Source organism: Kocuria palustris (assembly GCF_007666205.1).
Lineage (GTDB): Bacteria > Actinomycetota > Actinomycetes > Actinomycetales > Micrococcaceae > Kocuria > Kocuria palustris_A.
In genome coordinates, this window is the sequence record NZ_VDOR01000008.1 from 1 (window position 1) to 21,770 (window position 21,770).

At 72.9% G+C, this 21,770-nt stretch carries 16 protein-coding genes and 1 pseudogene; 13 read left to right on the forward strand and 4 right to left on the reverse strand.

Going from position 1 to position 21,770, the window contains the following annotated elements; genetic code table 11:
• Together FSY66_RS08600 and FSY66_RS08605 are read right to left on the reverse strand one after the other, a co-directional pair.
• Positions 1-1,247, reverse strand: a 1,247-nt coding sequence (locus tag FSY66_RS08600; RefSeq protein WP_260853603.1) for a GH25 family lysozyme, incomplete at its 3' end; no start/stop codon positions are given.
• A 281-nt stretch (positions 1,248-1,528) separates the two neighbouring features.
• Positions 1,529-3,220, reverse strand: coding sequence for a sugar transferase (locus FSY66_RS08605; RefSeq protein ID WP_144793708.1), 1,692 nt, complete (start codon positions 3,218-3,220; stop codon positions 1,529-1,531).
• A gap of 576 nt (positions 3,221-3,796) precedes the next feature.
• On the opposite strand from FSY66_RS08605, the gene FSY66_RS08610 reads away from it, so the two are divergent.
• From FSY66_RS08610 to sufU, 4 genes are all read left to right on the forward strand, one after another.
• Positions 3,797-4,468: a 50S ribosomal protein L25/general stress protein Ctc gene (locus FSY66_RS08610; RefSeq protein WP_144793711.1), complete on the forward strand. Its 672-nt coding sequence runs from the start codon at positions 3,797-3,799 to the stop codon at positions 4,466-4,468.
• 150 nt (positions 4,469-4,618) lie between these two features.
• Positions 4,619-5,200, forward strand: coding sequence for an aminoacyl-tRNA hydrolase (gene pth / locus FSY66_RS08615; RefSeq protein ID WP_144793713.1), 582 nt, complete (start codon positions 4,619-4,621; stop codon positions 5,198-5,200).
• A 127-nt stretch (positions 5,201-5,327) separates the two neighbouring features.
• Positions 5,328-6,692 (forward strand): cysteine desulfurase, encoded by a 1,365-nt coding sequence (locus tag FSY66_RS08620; protein WP_144793716.1) that lies wholly within the window; start codon positions 5,328-5,330, stop codon positions 6,690-6,692.
• Positions 6,689-7,192 (forward strand): Fe-S cluster assembly sulfur transfer protein SufU, encoded by a 504-nt coding sequence (gene sufU, locus FSY66_RS08625; RefSeq protein ID WP_144793719.1) that lies wholly within the window; start codon positions 6,689-6,691, stop codon positions 7,190-7,192. The genes FSY66_RS08620 and sufU overlap by 4 nt, the downstream gene beginning before the upstream one ends.
• Positions 7,193-7,317: 125 nt before the next feature.
• Here the strand turns inward: sufU and nhaA are convergent, their stop codons facing one another.
• Entirely contained in the window at positions 7,318-8,613 is a 1,296-nt protein-coding gene (nhaA, locus tag FSY66_RS08630) for a Na+/H+ antiporter NhaA (protein ID WP_144793722.1), read from the reverse strand.
• Positions 8,614-8,851: 238 nt separating this feature from the next.
• Positions 8,852-9,376: a DUF2505 domain-containing protein gene (locus tag FSY66_RS08635; RefSeq protein ID WP_260853604.1), complete on the reverse strand. Its 525-nt coding sequence runs from the start codon at positions 9,374-9,376 to the stop codon at positions 8,852-8,854.
• Between the two features lie 292 nt (positions 9,377-9,668).
• On the opposite strand from FSY66_RS08635, the gene FSY66_RS08640 reads away from it, so the two are divergent.
• The 9 genes and pseudogenes from FSY66_RS08640 (at position 9,669) to FSY66_RS08680 (ending at position 21,723) form a co-directional block, all read left to right on the forward strand.
• On the forward strand, positions 9,669-10,877 hold the full coding sequence (locus tag FSY66_RS08640) for a glycosyltransferase (protein WP_144793725.1): 1,209 nt from the start codon (positions 9,669-9,671) through the stop codon (positions 10,875-10,877).
• A pseudogene (locus FSY66_RS13110) lies at positions 10,865-11,185 on the forward strand (4'-phosphopantetheinyl transferase superfamily protein); the annotation flags it as partial. The gene FSY66_RS08640 and the pseudogene FSY66_RS13110, both read left to right, overlap by 13 nt.
• Positions 11,186-11,668: 483 nt before the next feature.
• Positions 11,669-11,929, forward strand: coding sequence for an acyl carrier protein (locus FSY66_RS12870; protein WP_144793727.1), 261 nt, complete (start codon positions 11,669-11,671; stop codon positions 11,927-11,929).
• On the forward strand, positions 11,926-13,134 hold the full coding sequence (locus FSY66_RS08655) for an acyl-CoA dehydrogenase family protein (RefSeq protein ID WP_144793730.1): 1,209 nt from the start codon (positions 11,926-11,928) through the stop codon (positions 13,132-13,134). Before FSY66_RS12870 ends, FSY66_RS08655 begins: the two co-directional genes overlap by 4 nt.
• A complete protein-coding gene (locus FSY66_RS08660) occupies positions 13,131-14,120 on the forward strand; it encodes a class-II aminoacyl-tRNA synthetase family protein (RefSeq protein ID WP_260853605.1) in 990 nt (329 codons plus the stop codon). Before FSY66_RS08655 ends, FSY66_RS08660 begins: the two co-directional genes overlap by 4 nt.
• Complete coding sequence (locus FSY66_RS08665; protein ID WP_186304520.1) at positions 14,117-15,142, forward strand: DUF1839 family protein; 1,026 nt, start codon at positions 14,117-14,119, stop codon at positions 15,140-15,142. The genes FSY66_RS08660 and FSY66_RS08665 overlap by 4 nt, the downstream gene beginning before the upstream one ends.
• Positions 15,143-15,351: 209 nt before the next feature.
• Positions 15,352-17,832, forward strand: a complete 2,481-nt coding sequence (locus FSY66_RS08670) for a glycoside hydrolase family 2 protein (protein WP_144793739.1) — start codon at positions 15,352-15,354, stop codon at positions 17,830-17,832.
• 98 nt (positions 17,833-17,930) lie between these two features.
• Positions 17,931-19,784: an alpha/beta hydrolase family protein gene (locus FSY66_RS08675; RefSeq protein ID WP_144793742.1), complete on the forward strand. Its 1,854-nt coding sequence runs from the start codon at positions 17,931-17,933 to the stop codon at positions 19,782-19,784.
• Positions 19,785-19,923: 139 nt separating this feature from the next.
• Entirely contained in the window at positions 19,924-21,723 is a 1,800-nt protein-coding gene (locus tag FSY66_RS08680) for an alpha/beta hydrolase family protein (RefSeq protein WP_144793745.1), read from the forward strand.
• Positions 21,724-21,770: the final 47 nt, after the last annotated feature.

Below are 21,770 nucleotides of genomic sequence, written 5' to 3' on the forward strand. Positions count from 1 at the left end.
ACGGCGGCCATGGCGTCGCGGTGGATGTTCTCGTTCGGGCGGAACGTCCCGTCGGACCAGCCGGTCAGGTAGCCCTGCTGCCCGGCCCAGCGGATCTGGGTGGCGAACTGGTGGTCGGCCGGGACGTCGCGGAAGCCCGTGCCGGCGACGGCGGACTGGGGGGCCCGGCCGCCGATCGGGCGGTAGTCCGGGTTCACCGCCAGGTCGCGCAGCTTGGCGGCGCTGCCGCCGAAGACGTTCGAGTCGCCCGAGAAGGGCCCGGACTCGGAGTACTGCCAGATGTCGTAGGTGGTCCAGCCCGCGGGCATGGGGCCCGGGGAGCCGGTCCACCGGGCCAGCATGAGGGGGTGGTCGCCGAACTGCGACGTGTTGCCCGTGCAGGTCTGCCACCAATCCGTCGTCGAGTAGATCGCCGGCAGGCGGCCGGTGCGCTGCTCGTAGCGGTTCGAGAAGCTCTCGATCCAGGCGACCATCTCGGACTGGCTGAGGTTGAAGCAGATGTTGCCGTAGGCCGGGTACGGGTTGTACTCGATGTCGAGCAGCCCCGGCAGGGTCCGGCCGTCGGGGGACCAGCCGCCGCCGTTGTCGATGAAGTAGTCCGCCTGGGCGGCTCCCGACGACGAGCGCGTGGGGATCGCGAAGTGGTAGGCCCCGCGCGTCATCCCCGACTGGTACGAGCCGATGTACTGGCTGTCGAACGTGGGGGAGCGGTACGTGGTGCCCTCGGTGGCCTTGACGTAGGCGAAGCGCGCGCCCATCGCGTACTCGCGCGACCAGTTCACCGACGGCTGCCAGCCGGAGACGTCCATGCCCTGGATGCCGGCCGGCTGCCAGGCGCTGCCCAGCCGGGTCAGCGCCATGGAGCCGGCGGGCCCGGCCCCTGCCGCGGAGGCCGCTGCCGGGGTGTCGTCGGCGGACTCGGGGTTCGGCGCCTCGCCGCTCTCGATGCGCTCCATGGTCCGCTCCGAGTCCTCCGACAGGTGCTTGGCCTCCTCGAGGGACTTGCGGTGCTGGCCCATCGTCGCCCCGGGGGTGTCATCGCCGGTCGAGGGTGCGGCGTCGGGCAGCTCGGGATCGTCGTAGGAGGCGACGGCGTCCTCGTCGTAGGACACGACCTCGCCGTCGACGAGGGGCAGCTTCCCGGCGGGGGCGCCCGCCGCGGTGGTTCCCGTGGCGGGGGATTCATCGGCGGAGGCGGGGGCGGCCGTGAGCAGGGAGGTCACGGCCAGCGCCGCGATGGACAGCACGGAGCACGTGCCTGTGAGGCGGGGGGAGGGAGACAACGCAGGGCCTATCTTCTCGGGAGGATCGAACATCCGTGCAGGTGGGGGGAGGGGCACGGACTTCCTGAAGCATAGGGGAGCGCACGGCTGCTGATCAGGCCGTTATCAGCTTTTCTTGAGCGAACTTCGCGTGAACCGGGGATGCAGAGCGACGACGCGGCTCGACGATGCGGGTCGATGAGATGCGGAGGCCGCCGCACCCTGGGGTGCGACGGCCTCCGGCGTGGCCGCGGGCAGCCGGCCGATCAGTAGGCCCCCTCGTGAGCGAAGACGGCCTTGACCGTGCGCATCAGGATGAGGAAGTCCTCCAGCACGGACCAGTTCTCCACGTAGTAGAGGTCGAGGCGCACGGCCTGGTCCCAGTCGAGATCGGAGCGCCCGGAGACCTGCCACAGGCCGGTGATGCCGGGCTTGACCCGCAGCCGGCGGTGGACGTAGGCCTCGTACTTGCTGACCTCGGACTCCAGCGGCGGGCGGGGGCCCACGAGCGACATCTCGCCGCGCAGGACGTTGACGAACTGCGGCAGCTCGTCGAGGCTGTAGCGCCGGATGATCTTGCCCGGCCGGGTTACGCGGGGGTCGTCCTTCATCTTGAACAGGACGTCGCCGCCGGACTCGTTGGCCGCCAGCAGGGCCGCCTTGCGCTCCTCCGCGTCGGTGTACATCGAGCGGAACTTGAGCATCCGGAAGCGGGTCCCGTCGAGTCCCACCCGCTGCTGCCGGAACAGGATCGGGCCGCGGTCGTGGGCCTTCACCGCCAGCGCGACGATCAGCATGATCGGCGAGAAGACCAGCAGCGCCGCCAGGGAGCCCACGATGTCCACGGCGCGCTTGAGCGCCCGGCGGGAACGGGTCATCCGCGGCGTCGCCACGTGGATCAGGGGCAGCCCGGCCACCTGCTGGGTGTGAATGCGGGGACCTGCGATGTCCGTCAGGCCCGTGTTGAGGACCAGGCGGACCCGGGCGTCGGCCAGGTACCAGCTCAGGTGCCGGATCTCCGCCGAGGTCAGCGGCGAGCTGGCGGCCAGCACCAGGGTCTGGATCTCATGGCGGTGCACCGCTTCGAGGATCCCGGCGACCGACGGGGGCTGGCCGGGGGCCAGGGCATTGGGGACCTCGAGCGCCTCGAGGTGGCCGGGCAGGCTGCTGCGGCTGTCCGGGGTGTAGACGGTCACGGGATCGAGGCCGGACTCGACGTGGGCGCGCAGCGACTCGACGGTCTCCAGGGCGCTCCTGCGGCGGCCGACGACCATGGTGCGGGCCATCGACTCACCGCGCTGCCGGCCGCGGATGAGCTGCGTGCGCAGCAGCCACCGCCCCACGATGAGCAGCAGCACGCCGGCCGGCAGGGCCACCAGGACGTAGCCGCGGGCGACGGGGAGGGCGAAGGCGTACGAGACGATCGCCACGGCGCTGAAGAGCGTGACCGTCGCGGTGACGACCTCCCGCGATTCGTCCATCCCGGCGCCGATCAGGCGGACCGTGCGGGTGCCGCGCAGATCGAGCCACAGCCACCACAGGACGCCCAGGACGAGCCCGACGACGGCGTAGTGCACGTCGATCGAGCCCAGGGCCAGCTCGGCCTCCTCGTCGAGCAGCGTGAAGCGGGCGAGCTGGGCCAGGGCCAGGGTCGCCAGGATCGCCAGCGCATCGATCAGGCGCATCCGTGTGGTGTAGCGGCTGCGCCAGTCCGGCTCGGGGGCCACGGGAAGCGGCCTGGGCGGAGCATCGGGGGTCGCGACGGTGCGCAGGGGGCCCGTGCTGGGCTGAGCGGCGCGGCCGTCGGACGACGGCGGCAGGGGCCCGGGGGCCGAGCTGCCGTGCGCTGCCCGGCCCGCGGCGGCGCGGCGGCCCTGCGCGAGCCCGGTCTCGGAATCGGCGTCGACGCGGCGGTGGTGCCGATCGGTCTCCTGCGACGTGTCCAGCGAACCGGCCATGGATGGAACCCTCCCCCTGATGGACTGCCCGGGGGCCGTCGCGCACCGTTCCGGCGGCGTGCGGCGATGCCGCAGGCCGGCGACCGCGCTCTCCGGCACGGCGGCGCGCTTGCAGGGGTGCCCCCGGCAGTCCTCTGACTGCTGAATCGACCGGGACGGCGCCGACGGCCCGCCGTCCCCACGGCAGGCCGGCACGATCCCGATCCACGAGACCATCGTACGAGGTCGGAGGCGGAATGCGGCGTCCCCATTGTGGTCATGTGCTCCGCGGGCGGCGATGGCGGTGCGGGAACCGGCGGCGACCTGCGTCGATGCCCCGCCTGGGCAGTCCCGCGCCCGACTGCTATCCTTGTCCGGTTGCCGAGGCGAGGGGAGCCCGGGTGCAGGCCCGCGGACTCCCGTTATCGACGAGGCTGGAACCTGCATTCTTCGCGCAGCAGACGCCCTGGTGCGTCGCGGCCCCGGCGATCCGCCCCGGCCCCGACCGGCGCAGCGTGCTCGGGAGGACGCGGTCCGGTCGACTCAGGCCGGCACCGGCGAACCGACACGCAGCGATCATCCACCAGGAGGAGCCACATGGCTGACACCACCAAGGTCCCCGGAGAGGTCCGCAAGGACTTCGGCAAGGGCTACGCCCGCCGCATCCGCAAGGCCGACAAGATCCCCGCCGTCATCTACGGCGCCGAGCACGATCCCATCCACGTGTCCCTGCCGGGCCACGACATGATGCTGATCTCCCGCAATGCCAACGCCGTGATCGAGGTCACGGCCGACGACGGCCAGGACCACCTGGCCATGCTCAAGGAGATCCAGCGGCACCCGATCCGCCCGGAGATCGTCCACATCGACCTGCTGACCGTCAAGCGCGGCCAGAAGGTCGAGGTCGACCTGCCGATCAACGTGACCGGCGAGGTGGACCCCTCCGCGATCTACACGCAGGAGGAGACCACGATCACCGTCATGGCCGACGCGCTGAACGTGCCGGAGCAGGTCGAGCTGAACATCGAGGCCCGCATGCCGGGCGAGCACGCGCTCGTCTCCGACATCGACGTCCCGAACGGCGTCGAGGTCCTGACCGACCCCGAGACCATGGTCATCAACGTCTCCGAGCCGATCGAGCAGGACCTCGGCGAGGAGCCGGAGACGGATGAGGAGACCGAGGAGGGCGCCGAGGGCGAGTCCGGCGAGGAGTCGGGCGACTCCGAGGGCGGCGAGTCCTCCGACGAGGAGTCCTCCGACAGCGAGTGACCCCCTGGCGCGGCCCGCCCGCCCTGCGCGAGCGGGCCGCGCCGGAGCCCCGATGGCACCCCGTCCCCGCGGCGGGGTGCCATCGCCGTGCGCGGCAGGCGCCTGCGCCGCAGGACCCGAGACGACGAGCAGCCCGAGGAGCGGCCCCGCATGACGACGGATCGCTGGATCGTGGTGGGCCTGGGCAATCCCGGCCCCCAGTACGCGCGCACGCGCCACAACGTGGGCCAGATGGTCCTCGACGAGCTCGCCGGGCGCACCGGCGGGTCGTTCTCCGCGCACAGATCGCGGGCCCAGGTCATCGAGACGCGCCTGCGGCCGGGCGGGCCCCGCCTGGTGCTGGCCAAGCCGCTGACCTACATGAACACCTCGGGCGGGCCCGTCTCCGCGCTGCTGAGCTACTTCGACGTCGGCCCCGAGCGGCTGATCGTCGTCCACGACGAGGTCGACATCCCGTTCGACGCCCTGCGGCTCAAGCGCGGCGGCGGCGAGGGCGGGCACAACGGCCTGCGCGACATCACCAAGGCCGCGGGCACGAAGGACTACGTGCGGGTGCGCGTGGGCGTGGGCCGCCCGCCGGGCCGCATGGACACCGCGGACTTCGTCCTGCGCCCGTTCACCGCCGCCGAGTCCGAGGCCCTGCCCGTGCACCTGGACCGCGCCGCCGATGCGGTCGAGCGGATCATCGACGACGGGCTGACGGCCGCCCAGAACGCGGTCCACGGCGCCTGAGCCGCCGGCCCCCGACGGATGACGGCGGGTGACCCGCCGCATCGCGGCGTCCGGGGCCTGGACTACCGTGGATGTGCCGCGCGCCCGAGAAGGCCACGAGCCGCCGCCGACGCAATGGAGGTACCGCATGCACACCCCGACCGGATCCCAGGACGCGGGCTCGCCGAGCGCCGCCCCGATCGACGACGCCGAGGCCCGCCGCATCGCCTCCGCATTCCCGATCCTCCAGTGCGAGGTCGGGGACCGCCCGCTCGTCTATCTGGACTCCGGGGCCACCTCGCAGCGCCCGCAGGCCGTCCTGGACGCGGAGACGTCCTTCCTGAGCTCGTCCTATGCGGCTGTCCACCGCGGCGCCCACACCCTGGCCGTCGAGGCCACCGACGCGTTCGAGGAGGCGCGACGCACCGTCGCGGGATTCGTGGGCGCGGACGAGGAGGAGCTCGTCTGGACCTCGAACGCCACGGAGGGGCTGAACCTGCTCACCTACGCGTTCTCCAACGCCACGGCGGGCAGCAACGGCTCCGGCCCCGCCTCCGAGCGCTTCCGCCTCGGCCCCGGCGACGAGATCGTCGTGACCGAGGCCGAGCACCACGCCAACCTGGTCCCGTGGCAGGAGCTGTGCGCGCGCACCGGCGCGACCCTGCGCTGGATCCCGGTCGACGACGACGGCCTGCTCGAGCTGCAGCGCCTGGACGAGGTCGTCACGCCGCGCACCCGGGTCCTGGCCTTCTCCCACGTCTCCAACGTGACCGGGGCGATCAACGACGTCCCCGCCCTCGTGGCCGCCGCGCGCGGGGTCGGCGCCCTGGTGGTCCTGGACGCCTGCCAGTCCGTCCCGCACCTGCCCGTGGACCTCCACGCCCTCGATGTGGACTTCGCGGTGTTCTCGGGGCACAAGATGCTCGGACCCACCGGGATCGGCGCGCTGTGGGGGCGCCGCGAGCTGCTCGAGGCGCTGCCGACCTTCCTGACCGGCGGGTCGATGATCACCCGGGTCACCATGGAGGGCAGCGAGTACATGCCGGCGCCCACGCGCTTCGAGGCCGGGACCCAGCGCATCTCGCAGGCCGTCGCCCTGGCCGAGGCCGTGCGCTTCCTGCAGGGCGTCGGGATGCAGCGCATCGAGGCATGGGAGGCCGAGCTGGGCGCCCGCCTGGCCGCCGGGATCGAGCGGATCCCCGGCGTCCGGCTGGTCGGGCCGCGGCCGGGGGTCGAGCGGGTCGGCCTGGCCTCGGTCGTCGTGGACGGCGTCCACGCCCACGACGTCGGCCAGCTGCTCGACGTCGCGGGCGTGGCCGTGCGCGTGGGCCACCACTGCGCGCAGCCGCTGCATCGCCGCCTGGGCACGACCGCCACCACGCGGGCGAGCGCCTACCTGTACAACACGACCGAGGACGTCGACCGCTTCCTGGCGGAGCTCGAGAAGGTCCGCCCCTACTTCCGGGTCGACGACACCGACGACAGCCGCGACGGCGGGAAGGGCACGGCATGAGCGATCTGGACCAGATGTACCAGGAGGTCATCCTGGACCATTCCAAGCGCAGGGTCGGCGAGGGCCTGGCCGCGCCCGTGCAGGAGCGCCCGGGGCAGCCTGCGGTCGTCGAGCTCGCACCGGGGGAGACCGCGGCCGGGCACGACCACGAGTACAACCCCACCTGCGGCGACGAGATCCGCCTGCGGGTCGGGCTGGCCGACGACGCCGTGGCCTCCGTGACCTGGGAGGGCGACGGCTGCTCGATCTCGATGGCCGCGGCCTCCGTGCTCTCCGAGATGGCCCCCGGCACGCCCCTGAGCGAGCTGCGCACCCAGCTCGATGCGTACCGCGAGATGCTGCACTCCCGCGGCAGGGCCGAGCCCGATGTCGAGCTGCTCGGCGACGCCGCCGCCTTCGTCGGCGTCTCCCGGTTCGTGGCCCGCGTGAAGTGCGCGGCCCTGGGCTGGGTGGCCGCCGAGAAGGCGATCGACCAGGCGCTGGCCGAGCAGCAGGGCTGAGCGCCCGAGGCTGCCGGCTCGACGACGACGGCGCCCCTCCTCCGTCGGGAGGCAGGGGGCGCCGTCGTCGTCGCTGCGCGCCGTCGACCCCGCGGCCGCTGGACGGCGGGGCCCGGCCGGGCGGGTCAGCCCATCGTGTCGACCTCGGCGCCCTCGGCGCGCAGCCGCTTGTAGTGGCGGTTGCGCCACACGAGCAGCCCGCCGCCGAGGACCGCGGCGATGGTCGAGCCGAAGAGGATGCCGACCTTGGCGTGGTCGTTGCGCGGGGAGCCGACGCCGAACGACAGCTCCGCGACCAGCAGGGAGACCGTGAAGCCGATGCCGGCCACCATGGCCAGCCCCGCCATGTCGATCCACTGGTAGTCGCGGTCCTTGCTGGCCGGGGTGAAGCGGTCCATCAGCCAGGCGGAGCTGAAGACGCCGATCGTCTTGCCGAGCACCAGGCCCAGCACGATGCCGATCGCGACGGTGTCGGTGGCCGCGGAGCGGATCCCCTCCAGGCCGCCGATCGCGACGCCGGCGGAGAAGAACGCGAAGACGGGGACGGCGAAGCCGTTGGCCAGCGGGCGGAACCGGTGCTCGAGGGTCGGGGCCAGGCCCTGGGCGGGGTCCTCGTCGTCGATCACATGCGGGTGGGTCTTCAGGACCGGGGTCGCGAAGCCGAGCAGCACGCCCGCGATCGTCGCGTGGATGCCGCTGTTGTACATCAGGATCCAGACCACGAAGCCCAGGGGGAGCAGGATCAGCCAGGCGGCCCAGGCGCGGGCCATGAAGAAGTTCGCGAAGCGGTGGGTCAGGACCCAGTACACCGCCAGCACGGCGAACGATCCCAGCAGCGGCAGGAAGCTGAAGCCCTGGCTGTAGAAGATGGCGATGATGACGATCGCGATCAGGTCGTCGACGACGGCCAGGGTGAGCAGGAACGTGCGCATGGCCAGCGGCAGCGCGGATCCGACGACGGCCAGGACCGACACGGCGAAGGCGATGTCGGTGGCCGTGGGGATGGCCCAGCCCTTGATCGTCTCGAGATCCGTTCCGGCGGTCAGGTTGATGACCGCGTAGATCACCGCGGGCACCGCCGCGCCGCCGAAGGCGGCCACGATCGGGACGGCGGCCTTGGCGGGGTTGCGCAGCTCGCCGTCCACGAAGGAGGCCTTGAGCTCCAGGCCCGTGAGGAAGAAGAAGATCGCGAGCAGGCCGTCGGCGGCCCATTCGCCCACGGTGTGGGTCAGCCCGGGGACGGCGTGGATGCCGACCTCGGCGTCGCGCAGCCCGAAGTAGAAGCCCTCCGCCGGCGAGTTGGCCAGCACCAGGGCGAGGACCAGGGCGATGAGCAGCAGGACGCCGCCCACCACGTCCTGCCGCAGGAAGTCTCCGAACCTGATCAGAGGCGATCTCTGGGCTGCTTCGGCTTGCGACATGCGGGGGGCCTTCCGGGGATCGGTGCGGTCGTCGCCCGGGGGCGGCGGCTGAGGACCAGCACAGTGTACGGCCGCTCACAGGCCGGCGCGCGCCGACCGGGCGCGGTGGGCCCGGACGGCAGCGGCCCCCTGATCCCGCTGCTGCGGGGCCAGGGGGCCGCTGCCGAGAGCGCCGGGCGGGCGCTCGTCCTGCGGCGCCGGCCGGGCGTGTGCGCGGCCGGTCCGCCGCGCCGGGGGATCAGTGCGAGGCGATCCAGGCATCGGCCTCGCGGGACTGCAGGCTCAGGGCCTTGCCGACGTACGGCTCGGCCATGGCGGCGAGCTTGCCGCCCACGAGCGGGACATTGGCCTTGACGGTGACGTCGACGACGACGTCGGTGGTCTCGCCCTTGGCGGCGAGGGTCTGGGTGCCGGAGCCCGACACGGGCATGCCGCCGACGGAGACCTCCGTCTGGACATCGCGCGAGCCGTTCTCGCGCGGACCGGACCAGGTGTCGACCTGGGTCACGGTCAGGCCGCCCTTGACGAACTTCTGGGCCATCTCGGGCAGCTTCTCGGCGCCCATGCTGCGCACGATCGTGACCTTGAAGGGACCCGAGGTGTCGCCCTCGACGCTCTGCGACACCAGGGTCGCGCCGCCGCGCTCGGCGACGTGGCGGTTGAAGGCCTCGTCCGTGAAGGTCTCGATGACCTTGTCCACGGGGGCGTTGATGGTCTGGCTGGCGTTGACGGCCACGGGGTCCTCCTGGATGGCTGATGACATCGGTCCGATGCTCATCCTACGGGGAGGCGCCCCGCCGGAGGCCGTGTCCGGGTGACGTGGTCGGACGCGGCGGCCGTGGGGCGTCCGGGGACGCGGGGCGGCGCGGCTGTGGGCCGAACTGGGTGGTGTCGATCCGTGCGCGCGGCCCCGTTCGCCTAGGATGGGACGACGTACGGCGCGCTCGGGGGAGTGCTCCGCAGGAATCGGGGAATCCGCGGCGCCGGCATCGAGGGGGACTCGTGCGGGAGCGCCGCTCGAATCGGGCTGAGCGCCCGGTGTCTGGGGGAACTGCATGGAGCGCAGCTCTGCGGTCGACGTCCTGCATGTCGTCGAGGCGTTCGGAGGCGGCGTCGCCGCCGCCGTCCGCGACTACGTCCGGGACCTGCCCGAGGCCACGCATCACATCGTGTGCCGCCTGCGGCCCGAGGCGGGCACGCTGGGCGCAGCATGGCAGGACGACTTCGCCTCGGTGACCGCTGTGGAGGGCGGTCATGCCAACGCGGTGCGCACCGTGCGAGCACTCATCCGCGACCTGAGCCCGGACGTCGTCCATTCCCACAGCAGCTACGCCGGCGTATGGGCGCGCCTGGCCTCCGTCGGTCTCGAGGGCTTCCGAAGCGTCTACACACCCCACGCCTGGGCCTTCGCGCGGCAGGACAAGTCGTCGCTCGAGCGCTTCGGCTACCGGGTCGTCGAGCGGGCCCTCCTCGAGCGCACAGATGTTCTGGCCGGGTGCTCCCGCGCCGAGCTCGCACCGGCTCGCCGGTGGAATCCGAAGGTGCAGCTGGTGCACGTGCCGAACATCGCGGAGGACCTCGACACGAGCTCGGTCCCCGAGCTCGTCGCCTGCTCGGCCCACCCCGGCGGCCCGCTGGTCGTCGGCTCCGGACGCTTGGCCCAGCAGAAGGATCCCGCCTGGTTCCGCGATGCGGTGCTCGGTGTCCGAGCAGGGGGCCATGCGGTCCGCGCCCTGTGGGTCGGCGGGGGCGACGATGCGATGCAGGCGGACCTCGAGGCCGCCGGGATCGAAGTCACCGGCTGGGTCTCGCCCGGCGAGGTCGAACGGCGTCTCGCCGCAGCGGACCTCTACCTGCACACGGCGGCCTGGGAGGGATTCCCCATCACGGTCCTGGAGGCTGCCCGGCTCCGGCGCCCGATCGCGGTGCGCTCGATCCAGGCCTTCCATGAGGTGTCCCTGCCGATCGTGCTGGATGCGCCCTCCGATCTCGCCGCCCAGTGGGAGCGGATCCGGCAGCTCAGCACGCGTGAGGAGATGCTCCGCCAGCAGGATCGGGCCCTGCAGGAGAACTGCGCCGGGATCCAGCACGATCGCCTGGCGCAGGCCTACGGACTCGACGTGCAGCCGTGGGGCATCGGCGGCCGTCCCGTCGAGCGGCCGACCGCGATCGCTGCGCAGCGCGTGCCGACCGATGCCGCGGCCGCGCCGCAGCCCGGCCCGGTGGGCTCCGCGGCAGGCCGAGCGGCCCGGTGGGGCCGCTGACTGCCGCCCCGGCCGGGGTCGGCCTCCGGCACGATCCGGGGGCGGAGCCCGTCTCGCGGCGGATCATCGCCGTCGGCTGCGACGTGCAGTCCCAGGGCCCCGTCGCGGAGTCGCTCGAGTGCTTCGGGGCCGCTTACGTGCGGCGCGTGCTCCATGCCGACGAGCAGGCCGTGCTCGACCGCTCGACCCGTCCCGCGGCCGCAGCGGGAGATCTCGTCCGGGTCATGGCCGAGAGCATGGCCGCCAAGGAAGCTGTCATGAAATGTCTGGACGTGGGCGCCTCGGATCCGATTTCATGGACCGACATCCAGGTGCTCCCTGGTTCGCCGGACGGCACCTGGGACCGGTTGCACGTCGCACCGGGTGGGGACGCCGGGCCGGGCATGCTACGACGGGTCCGGGTCCGGCTGCGGGGGAGGGTCGGCCACTACGCCCGCTCCCGGGGGATCGCGGTCGTGCTGGCCGGCGTTTCCTCGGCCAGGGCCGAGGGGGCGAACGAAGGAGGGGGAGCTTTCGCGGCCGCCCGAGCGATCGCGCTCTCGGGACGCTCCAACCCGGGGGGAAGGGGGCCGGAGGAGACCACCGTGAACGTCGGATCCGGGGGATCCGAGCAGACCGCCGCCGTTGAGGCGCGGCCGCGGGCCCGCCGAGCGGGTCCGCCCCGGGGCGCCTTCACGGGGGATGGAGAAGAAGACAGGGGAGCGTGGCCGGACGCCGGGATGACGGCGGCAGGCGCGCTCCCACGAACGCAGGAGGCCCCAGCGGGGTCTTCGCAGATCGGGGGAGAGAGCATGACCAGCAGAGAAGAGATCATCGCCGAGGTCCGTGAGGTCGTCGCGCAGCACGCCCACCTCGCGCAGGATGCGGCGTCGCTGGAGGAGTCGGCCAGCCTCTACGGGGCGGGGATGACGTCGCACGCGTCCGTCAACGTGATGCTGGGGGTCGAGGACGCGTTCGACATCGAGTTCCCGGAGGCCATGCTCACGAAGGAGACGTTCGAGAGCCTCGGGTCGATCGCGGCCGCGGTGCAGCAGCTCGGGGACGAACGATGAGCGCGGCGACCTCGGGAGCCGGCACCTCGATGCTCGATGGGTCAGATCGGAAGGGGGACTGGGACCGCCGCATCTCGGCGGTCGTCGATGCGGCGGCGGGCAGTGCCGCCGATGTCGACCGGGAGGGCCGGTTCCCGCAGGAGACGCTCGACGCGCTTCGCCAGCAGCGCATCCTCGGTGCGCACGTGCCCCAGGCTCACGGCGGCCTGGGCCGCACGATCACCGAGATCTGCGCCCTCGTGGAGTCCGTGGGCAGCGTCTGCGCATCATCGGCCGCCGTGATCGCCATGCACTTCAGCCAGGAGCTCTGCCTGACCCGCCACATCGATCTCGAAGCGGACACGATGCTGTCGCGGTTCACTCGCCGGGTGGCCGCGGACCAGCTGCTGCTGGCCTCCTCGACCACGGAGAAGAACATCGGCGGCGATACCCGCACCTCCTCGTGCGCGGTGGTGCCGAACCAGGACGGCACCGTGACCGTGGCCAAGTCGGCCCCGGTGATCTCCTACGCGCGCTTCGCCGACGCGATCCTCGTCACGGCCCGGAAGAGCCCCGAGGCGCCCGCATCCGAGCAGTCCCTCGTGGTCGTCCCGCGGGAGCAGCTGCGACTCGAGCGCACGAGCGAGTGGGACTCGCTCGGGCTGCGCGGCACCATGTCGGAGGGCTTCGAGCTCGAAGGAACGGTGCCTGCGCAGCTCGTGCTCCCGGCGGACTTCGCGACGGTCTCGGCGCAGACGATGCTGCCGGCCTCGCACACGCTGTGGGCCTCGTCATGGCTCGGCCTCGCGCTCGGCGCCGGGGCGATCGCGCGCCGCTTCGTGCAGAAGAAGGCCCGTGCGACGCCCGGCAGCGTGCCCCCGGGCGCGCTGCGCCTGGCAGAGCTCGAGGTCGAGATCCAGTCGATGATCGACACCGTGCGCGCGGCGGTCTCCCGGTTCGAGGCCGCGGCGCAGGACCCGGCGCAGGCCTCGTCCCTGCACTTCTCGATCGCCATGAACACCCTCAAGGTCTCGTCCTCGGAATCGGTGCGCAGGATCGTCGCGGACGCCATGGTCGTCGTGGGGATCGCGTCGTACTCGAACACCGGACCCCACTCGCTCGCACGGGCCCTGCGCGATGCCATGGGGCCCTCGCTGCAGGTGAACAACGACCGCATCCTGGGCAGCAGCGCGTCGCTGCTCACCGTCTCGAAGGGGAGGGCATGACCATGGCCGACGATCGAGGTCCCCGGCAGGCCCCAGCGGACGAGGAGCTCTCCCCGGAACAGCGGTTCGAGGCGGAGCTGACCGAGGCGGGCTGGCTGCTGCCCACCCTCGGCGAGGGCATCACGGGCACCGGAGCCGTCATGGAGGCCGTGGTCCAGGGGCTGATCCTGGCCGCTCGCGAGCGCGCCGTCGACCTGCCCCGCCCGGGCAGGCTCGAAGCGGTGCGCTTCCCCCCGGTCAACGGTCGGAGCCTGCTCGAGCGGACCGACTACGTCGCGAGCTTCCCCCAGCTGCTGGGCACCATCGACATCTTCGAGGGCGATACCAAGGCCCACCGCCGGCTGCTGGCGGACCGCGAGGCGGGTCAGCCATGGGACGGGCACATGACCACCAGCGGCTTCGCCCTGGTTCCTGCAGCATGCCACCCGCTCTACGCATCGCTGCAGCGCGGCCGTTCGCAGGGCGTGGTCGACGGCACGGTCCACTCGCTGATCGGCGACTGCTTCCGCAACGAGCCCTCTCCCGACCCCCTGCGCTTCGTCTCGTTCCGCATGCTCGAGTTCGTGCTGGTCGGAACACCCGAGCAGGCGGTGGCGCACCGAGAAGCCATGCTCGAGCTCGGCGCGGAACTGCTGCGAGACCTGGGTCTGGACGTGGAGGTCGAGAGCGCCAACGACCCGTTCTTCGGCCGTGCCGGGGTGATGCTCGCCAAGGGGCAGCGGGACGCGGAGCTGAAGTTCGAGATCACCGCACCCATCTACGAGTCGCACCGCACGGCCATCGCCTCGGGCAACTACCACGAGGATCACTTCGGCGCCGAGTTCGAGCTGCGGACCGAGGACGGGAGGACGGCGCACTCCGCGTGCTTCGGCTTCGGCCTCGAGCGGGTCGCGCTCGCCCTGGCACGGGCCCACGGGCCGGATATCCGGTCGTGGCCCGAGCAGGTCTGCCGCCTGCTCGGGCTGCCCGCAGGGGAGGCCTTGTGAACCAGGAGACGACATCCGCGACGGCGCACGGCCTCGGCGTCGTCGGCCTGAGCGCGGCGGGCTTCGAACAGCATCGGCTGCACCGCGACGAATCGGTGTGGTCCAACACGAACTGCTACCTCGACGTGTGGATCGAGCTGCTGCACGGGCTCGGGCACGCGCCCGAGCCGATGTTCGCCGCAGCGGTCGCCGCCGCCGCGCAGACGACCCAGTTCGAGTTCCTCAAGGTCGAGCACCGCGATCTCGAGGAGGTCTACGGCATCCGGGTGGGAGAGCACGACATCTGGCTCGGCCTGCAGGAGCAGGTCCTGCAGCAGCTGGATGCCGGCCATGCGATGCTCATCGAGGCCGACGCGTTCTGGCTCCCGGACACCCGAGGGGTCTCGTACGGGATCGAGCACACCAAGACCTCGATCGTGGTGCTGGCAGCGGATCCCCCGGCGCAAGAGCTCGTCTATCTGCACAACGAGGGCCTGCACCGCCTGGGGGGAGAGGATTTCGACCGCGTCCTCGGCCCGGGCAGAGCGGACGGCATCGTGCCGTCGCCGTACACGGAGCTCATTCGACTGGACGGGCTGCGCAGCCCGGACGAGGTCGATGCTGTCGCAGCCACCCGCCGCCTGCTGCGGCTGCATGCCTCGAGGGCGCCCCGGGAGAATCCGGCCGAGCAGCTGATGGCGATCCTGCGAGCACGGTTCGAATGGCTCGGCGGGCGGGGAATGGACGGCTACCACGCCCTGTGCTTCGAGACGACACGGCAGCTCGGCGTCGTCGCCATGCTGGCCGCCGAGGCCTGCCGACATGCGCAGGACCCTGCCCTCGAGACGGCGGCCCAGAACTGGACCGCCGTCTCCGAGGAGGCGAAGGGCCTGCAGTTCCAGCTGGCCCGCGTGGCGCGAGGAAGGGCATCCGCGTCGATCGAGGCGACGATGGGCTCGATCGCCGACCGCTGGGCCGCCGCCGCAGGCGCCCTGAGCGCCTGGGCGGGGGGCAGGTCCGTGGACGCCGGGCCGAGGGGATGACGAGGCTGAGTGAACCGAGCATCCCCGCCGCTGTCGGGGCGGCGCCTGGGGACAACGCCCTCGAAGCGCTGACATGGACCCTGAGCGCCACCGCGCCGGGCGCCGTCGGGTGGACCGGTTCGTGGGAGGGCGCCGCGCCGGCGGTCTCCGGCGGCCCCGGGACAGCGGCGGCCTTGGAGCGCGAGATCTCAGCGGCAGCGGAGGTTGCGGTGCCCGCGACCGTCCCCGGCACCGTCGCCTCCGCCCTGCGCGATGCACGCCTCGAGCCTGATCCGGACCCCGACGCGCGCGACTGGTGGTGGACCGCAGAGATCGATCTGCCGCCTGCACCACCGGGCGCGTCCGGGCCGGGGCCGGCGACCTGGGAGCTGCGCCTGCGCGGTGTCGCCACCGTCTCCGAGATCTGGTGGGACGGGATGCGGATCGCGACCTCGTCCACGGGGCTGGACGACGTCGCCGCGCGGTTCGAGGCCGACGCCGGGCGGCATGGGATCGCAGTCGTGTGCCGTGCGCTGAGCCTGCTGCCCGTGCCGCGCAGGCCCCGTCCCCGCTGGCGCTCGTCGCTCGTCGGGGACCAGTCGCTGCGCTGGCGGCGCACGCCGCTCATGGGACGGATCCACTGGGGCGGCACCGAGCCTGCGGTGGGACCGTGGGGCGAGGCAGACCTGCGCCGCGTCCCGGATCACGGTGCGACGGTCGTCGGCATCCGCACAGGCCTCGATGCGGACCTGTGCACCGCCCATGTGGTCGTGACTCTGGAAGCCGTGCGGCCCGTGACCGTGGAGCTCGCTTGCGCGGGGTCCTCCGAGAGCCTCGACGTGCCCGCCGGACGCAGCGAGCTCCGTCTCGGGGTGACGAGACCGCCGCTGTGGTGGCCGGCCACGCACGGCGACCCGGTCCTGCACCGCCTCTCGATCCGGGCCGGCGCCGAGAACGGGCCCCTCGAGTCTCTGGCAGAGGCGTCCGTGGGCTTCCGGCGCATCGTGGGACAGACCGACGGCGGCGGCTTCCGCCTGTTCGTCAACGGGCAGCGGATCTTCGCCCGGGGGGCGGTATGGGCACCCGTCGATCCGCTGAGCCTGGGCGGCGAGGCCGCGGAGATCGAGCGCACCGTGCGCGCGATGCGCTCCGCCGGGGCCAACATCCTGCGGATCTCCGGCACCGGGGCATGGGAGTCCGCGGCGTTCTACGGCGCCTGCGATCGCCTGGGGGTGATGGTGTGGCAGGACGCGATGCTGGCCACGCTCGATCCTCCCGAGACCCCGGAATGGCTCGGGCAGCTCGAGGCGGAGATGCGGACCTGGCTGCCGCGGCTGGGCGCACACCCCTGCCTCGCGGTGCTCTCCGGCGGCAACGAGGTCCTGCAGCAGCCCGTTCTGTGGGGGCGCCCGCCTCAGGACATGGCGATCCCTGCGATCGACGAGCTGATCCCGCGGCTGTGCGCAGAGCTCGTCCCCGGGGTCGTGCACGTCGCCACGAGCCCGTGCGGAGGGACCCCGCCCACACGGCCCGACCAGGGGATCTCCCACTGGTTCGGCGTGGGCGCCTACCGACGCCCGCTCTCGGATGCTCGCCTCAGCGGCGTGCGCTTCGCGGCCGAGGCACTGGCCTTCGGCTGCCCGCCGGCGCCGTCGTCCGCCGAGGAGGCGTTCGGCACCAAGACGGCCGACCAGGACCACGATGCGCGCAGCGCGTGGCGGGCCGCGGCGGCCAGGGACCCCGGGGCGTCGTGGGACTTCGAGGAGATCAGCGCTCACTATGCGCGGCGGTGGATCGCCCCCGGGATCGACGCCGACCGGGGCGCGACCGGAGCCGCCCCCGGGGGCCGTGCGGAAGCCGACTGGGACGAGCTGACCAGGACGGAGCAGCTGCGCCTGGAGCGGGCGGCTGCAGCCCGGGCCGTCGAGCGAACGCTCGTGGATCTGCGTCGGCCGGGATCGCAGTGCGATGGGGTGATCGTCCTGGCCGCGCGGGATCTGCTGCCCGGGGCCGGGTGGGGGCTGCTCGACTCCGAGGGCCGCCCCAAGGCCACGTGGTACGCCATGCGGCGGGCCTGTGCGCCCGTGGCGGTGGCGATCACCGACGAAGGGCTCTCCGGGCTGCACGTGCACGTCCTGTGCGACCGCCCGATCCGCTTGCGCGCCGTCCTGCGGCTGAGCGTGTGGACCACGGTGGGCGTGCGCAGTCATGAGCGGGACGTCGATGTCCGGCTCGACGGCCCGGGGGCCGTCACATTCGGCGCCGAGAGCGAACTCGGCGGCTTCATGGATCTCGACCGGTCCTGGGGCTTCGGCGATCGACAATGGGAGGCATTGGCCGCGAAGCTCCTGGTCGCGGATGATTCGGACGACGTTCCGGAAGGCTCCGTGCTCGAGACTGTCCGCCTGCTGGGGGACACGAGCCGTGATGCGCTCGCGGACCTCCGCGCGGCGCCGTCGGCGGACGCGCCCCCGGCCGGTTCGTCACATGCGCCGGACGGGTCAGGCCGCGGATATCGTGCAGAGGGCCGCGCGCTGGTGCTGCGGGCCGAGGCGGCGTCCTCGAGCGTGTGCGTCCCCTCCGGGCCGGGCTTGATCCCGGAGGACGACGGCTTCGACCTGGCGCCCGGCACGAGCCGGCGGGTCGAGATGATCGAGGAGGACCGCTGGCCGCCCACGGCGACGACCGGTCCTGCGGACCGCGTCGGCTGACGCCGAGGGCCGATGGATCCGTCGGGGGACGGATCGGGCGGCCGTCACGAGTGTGCGGGCGGCTCAGCAGGGCCGCAGCCGAACTTCATGGGGGAGAGATGATCGAAGGACAGCCCACCTGGGTGGGAAGCGGTCGGGATGCCGTGCTCGCGTGGATCCACGCACCGGAGGATGGCACGAGCCGCGGGATCGTGGTGCTCGCTCCTCCGGCCGGGCGCGAGCAAGTGCTGTCCCTGCTGACGGTGCGACGGCTGGCCGTGCTGCTGGCCCGGCGCGGTTACACCGCGGTGCGCTTCTTCTGGCGCGGCACCTCGGACTCGCAGCCGCTCTACGGCGACCCCGATCTGGTCGGACGGTGGCAGGACGACGTCCGCACCGTGATCTCCCACGTCCGCGGGTCCCGCGGTCTGCCGCAGGTCCCGGTGCACGCGATCGGCTACCGGATCGGAGCGGCCCTGCTGGCCAGCATGTCCGGGGAGCTCGGCACCGTCGTGGCCTGGGAGCCCGTGGGCGGCAGCGCCTTCGTGCGGCAGTGGACCCGCATGCGCGCCGCGCTGGCATCCTCCACGCCGCAGCGCGAGGGAGAGGCTGATCTTCTGAGCCTGACCCTGACCGGTGCCCAGGCGCAGAGCCTCAGCGGGCTTCCCGCTCCGAGTCCCGAGCACACGGTGATCGTGAAGGAGAAGGACCGCCGACGGGCGAAGGCCATGTACGCCGTCGAGCCCTTCGACACCCATCTGCACGACGATGTCCTCGACCTGGTCATGGATGCCCTGCCGGAGCACGAGGCTGTCCAGGGCGGGCCCGTCGCGGCCCCGGTGCGCGAGGTCAGCTGGGAGGACGAGCACGGCGCCCGGCTCCACGAGCGCCTGGTGGACGTCGGCCCCGAACCGCGGGTCGGCATCGTGACCTGGGCCGAGACCTCCCTGATGTCCCGGGACGAGGCAGCAGGCGAGGACCCGCGGGCCGAGGCGCTGCGCTGGCGGGGACCGGGCCTGATCGTCTCCGGGGGAGGCCCTGACGGACGAGCAGGCGGCGGGGAATGGCCCCACGCCGCCCGCGAGCTGGCCGCGAGCGGCTTCGTGGTGCTGCGCAGCGACCGTCCGGTCGTGGCGGACTCCACCCCGGTGGATGAGCTGCAGGCCAGCAACTCCTACACGCTGCGCTCGGCGATCGGACTGCAGGACATGGTCCAGTGGCTGCGCGAGCACGGCTGCGCCGAGGTCCACGCTGGGCTGCACTGCGCCTCGGCCTGGGCCGCCTGCCTGGGTGAGCTGCACGGCCGCCCCGTGCTCTCCGATTCGATCACGCTGATCGGGCACGCCGAGTGGAAGATGGACCTCTCCTGGTGGGAGGGCCTGCGCCTGGTCTACGACGCAGACCTCCCCGCCGTGGAGCGTGCAAAGGCGCGCAGCGCCTACCTGGGCATCGCCGATGATTCCGCACTCCCCGACGCGGCCGACACGGCAGTCGCTGACCGTCCCTCGGATGCGCCCGCCGAGGGCGGAGCCGAGAAGGCCTCCCCGGTCACGGCGCTGGTCAGGATCGCGGCTCGACGCCTGCGCGAGCACGATGTGCGCGGCCTGAAGGCCGAGATCCGTCCGGAGATCGTGCGATGGATGCGCTGGGAGATGCCCTACCCGCTGTGGCTGCGCCTGAACCGCTCAGGCCGAGTGATCGGCCCGGAGTCCGTGCTGGAGCCCATGGCGGCCCGTCAGCCGGTGCACGTCGTCAACGGCCCCGATGACATCGGGCGCTGGGAGCAGACCCGCGCAGACCGCGCGGTGCGCGAGCTCGCCCAGCGCGGGCTGTCCATCAGCGAGCAGCGACTGGAGCACATGGACCATTCGCTGCTCACCAGCGAGTCGCATCGGCTGCTGGTCGCCTCGCTGCGCAGCGCCCTTCCGGTGCCGGATGCCGCAGCACCCGCGGGAGGGGCGCGGGTCTCGTGAGCCCGGCGAAGGGATCCGTCCGGGCAGACGGCCCGGCCCGGCCGGTGCCGGGCGCCGGGCTGCGGGCACGCGGCTCGAGCAGACGTGGATCCCCGTCGGCCACGATCGCACGGTGCGCGGCGGATCGGCGAGGGCCTGTGTGCTGGAGGCTCCGGCGGCGGCGGGCGTCCTGGAGAGCCCCCTGAACGGCAGGGCGCGCGCGGCCGTGCTGGTCGTGGGACCGCTGGGGCGCGAGCGCGTCGTGTCCACGGCCGCGATCGCCGTGCTGAGCCGGGAGCTGGCGGAGGAGGGCTGCCTGGTGCTGCGTCTGAGCCTGCGCGGCTCGGGGGACTCCCACGACCTCGACGGCGACGACGTCCGCTCGGCCTGGCGCGCCGACGTGCGCGCGGCCGTGAGCGAGCTGCGACGACGCGCCCCGGGACTCGCGGTGCACGCCGTGGGCCTGCGTCTGGGCGCGGCCGTGCTGGTGGATGCCTGCACGGCCGCGGAGACCGCGGGTGATGGCACCGAGGCAGCCGCCGGTCCGGACGCTCAGCCGCTTGCGGGCCTGGACTGGGTCGAGCTGTGGGAGCCGCTGGGCGGTCGGGCTCAGCTGCGTCGCGACCAGGCTCTGCGTCGGGTCAGCGTGCCCCGGCCGACGGAGGCCGAGGGGACCGAGGTGAGCGGCATGCTGTGGAGCCGCGGGCAGGCCGAGTGCCTGCGGACCCTGCCGGATCCCCGGCGCAGCCCGCTGCCCTCGGCGCAGTGGAGCCTTCGCGAGGAGGAGGACCGGGAGGCGGCCGAGATGCTGTGGGGCGTGGGCTCGGAGTTCGCCCGGGTCCCGCGGGCTGCCATCCACGAGATCGTCGAGCGCCTGACGGCCGCGGCTGCGCTCGAGCCCCCGCTGGGTCCCGAGACGCAGCGCGCCGTGGACATGGAGCCCAGGGCCGCTGCCGCGCTGACGGTGCCCGACTCCTCCGGGGCGCCGCGACGGGTGATCGAGACCTTCGTGCGCGTGGCCGACGGAAGGCCGGCCGTGCTCAGCGCTGCGGAGGATCACTGCGCTGGAGCCGACGGGCGTCCTCTGCCTGCGACGGCGGTGCAGTTCATCGCGGCGGCCTCCGAGCCGTCGGACGGTCCCACGGGGCTGTGGACCAGCGCGGCTCGGGACCTGGCGGCCGACGGCATGACCGTTCTGCGTGCGGAGCGCCCGGGGTGCGGGATCCTCTCCGACCCGCGCCTGGACACGATCCCCTCGCCGTACGACCCCGCGACGCTGCGCGCCGTGGCATCGGATGCCGACTGGCTGAAGCGGCGCACAGGCCTGCCCGTGACGGCGGTCGGGCTGTGCGTGGGCTCCTGGCTGGCGCTGCGCAGCGCGAAGCGGGACGTGACGCGGCGGGTCATCGCGGTCAACAACGTGGCCTGGCGACCCGGGACCGGCTACTACGACCTGCTCTACGCCGAGCGGGACAGCTGGGAGAACGCCCCGCGCGGTTTCACGAAGTCCCTCGCACGCGAGGCAGGCGGGCCCGAGCGGCGGCCGTCGTGGTCCGTGAGGGTGCGGGACGCGCTGCGTCCTCGGCTGCGCGGTCTGCGCGGGGTCGTCGAGACGCATGCCCCGGCCCCGGCTCGGCATCTGCTGGCCCTGCTCGGTATCAGCGATGCGGTCTCGAGCATGCTGGTCCTGCCCGGCGGGGCGCGTGAGATCGATCTCATCCTGGGTGCCGAGGACCTGGCCGAGTTCCGCGAGGCCCGCGGCCAGTGGGGCGTTCGCCTGGCGCGACGGCTCGGACACGCCGTTCGGGTGCACGATGTCCCCTCACTGGACCACGCCCTGCTTGCAGCCTCCGGGCGGGCGGAGGTGCGTACGATGCTCCGGGACATGCTCGCATCGAGCGGCGGCGATGGGGATCGCGCTGCGCCGACGGCATCGGGGGATACCGAGGGCGCGTCCTGACCACGTGCGATTTCCACCGCGGCCCAGCAGCCGCACCTCGCGCAGGG

What these genes read in the sequence shown, in the direction of transcription:
- FSY66_RS08655 (WP_144793730.1), top strand. Translation starts at nt 11,926, where the DNA reads ATGAGCGCGGCGACCTCGGGAGCCGGCACCTCGATGCTCGATGGGTCA.
- FSY66_RS08635 (WP_260853604.1), bottom strand. Translation starts at nt 9,376, where the DNA reads ATGTCATCAGCCATCCAGGAGGACCCCGTGGCCGTCAACGCCAGCCAG.
- FSY66_RS08610 (WP_144793711.1), top strand. Translation starts at nt 3,797, where the DNA reads ATGGCTGACACCACCAAGGTCCCCGGAGAGGTCCGCAAGGACTTCGGC.
- sufU (WP_144793719.1), top strand. Translation starts at nt 6,689, where the DNA reads ATGAGCGATCTGGACCAGATGTACCAGGAGGTCATCCTGGACCATTCC.
- FSY66_RS12870 (WP_144793727.1), top strand. Translation starts at nt 11,669, where the DNA reads ATGACCAGCAGAGAAGAGATCATCGCCGAGGTCCGTGAGGTCGTCGCG.
- FSY66_RS08620 (WP_144793716.1), top strand. Translation starts at nt 5,328, where the DNA reads ATGCACACCCCGACCGGATCCCAGGACGCGGGCTCGCCGAGCGCCGCC.
- FSY66_RS08675 (WP_144793742.1), top strand. Translation starts at nt 17,931, where the DNA reads ATGATCGAAGGACAGCCCACCTGGGTGGGAAGCGGTCGGGATGCCGTG.
- pth (WP_144793713.1), top strand. Translation starts at nt 4,619, where the DNA reads ATGACGACGGATCGCTGGATCGTGGTGGGCCTGGGCAATCCCGGCCCC.
- FSY66_RS08640 (WP_144793725.1), top strand. Translation starts at nt 9,669, where the DNA reads ATGGAGCGCAGCTCTGCGGTCGACGTCCTGCATGTCGTCGAGGCGTTC.
- FSY66_RS08660 (WP_260853605.1), top strand. Translation starts at nt 13,131, where the DNA reads ATGACCATGGCCGACGATCGAGGTCCCCGGCAGGCCCCAGCGGACGAG.
- nhaA (WP_144793722.1), bottom strand. Translation starts at nt 8,613, where the DNA reads ATGTCGCAAGCCGAAGCAGCCCAGAGATCGCCTCTGATCAGGTTCGGA.
- FSY66_RS08605 (WP_144793708.1), bottom strand. Translation starts at nt 3,220, where the DNA reads ATGGCCGGTTCGCTGGACACGTCGCAGGAGACCGATCGGCACCACCGC.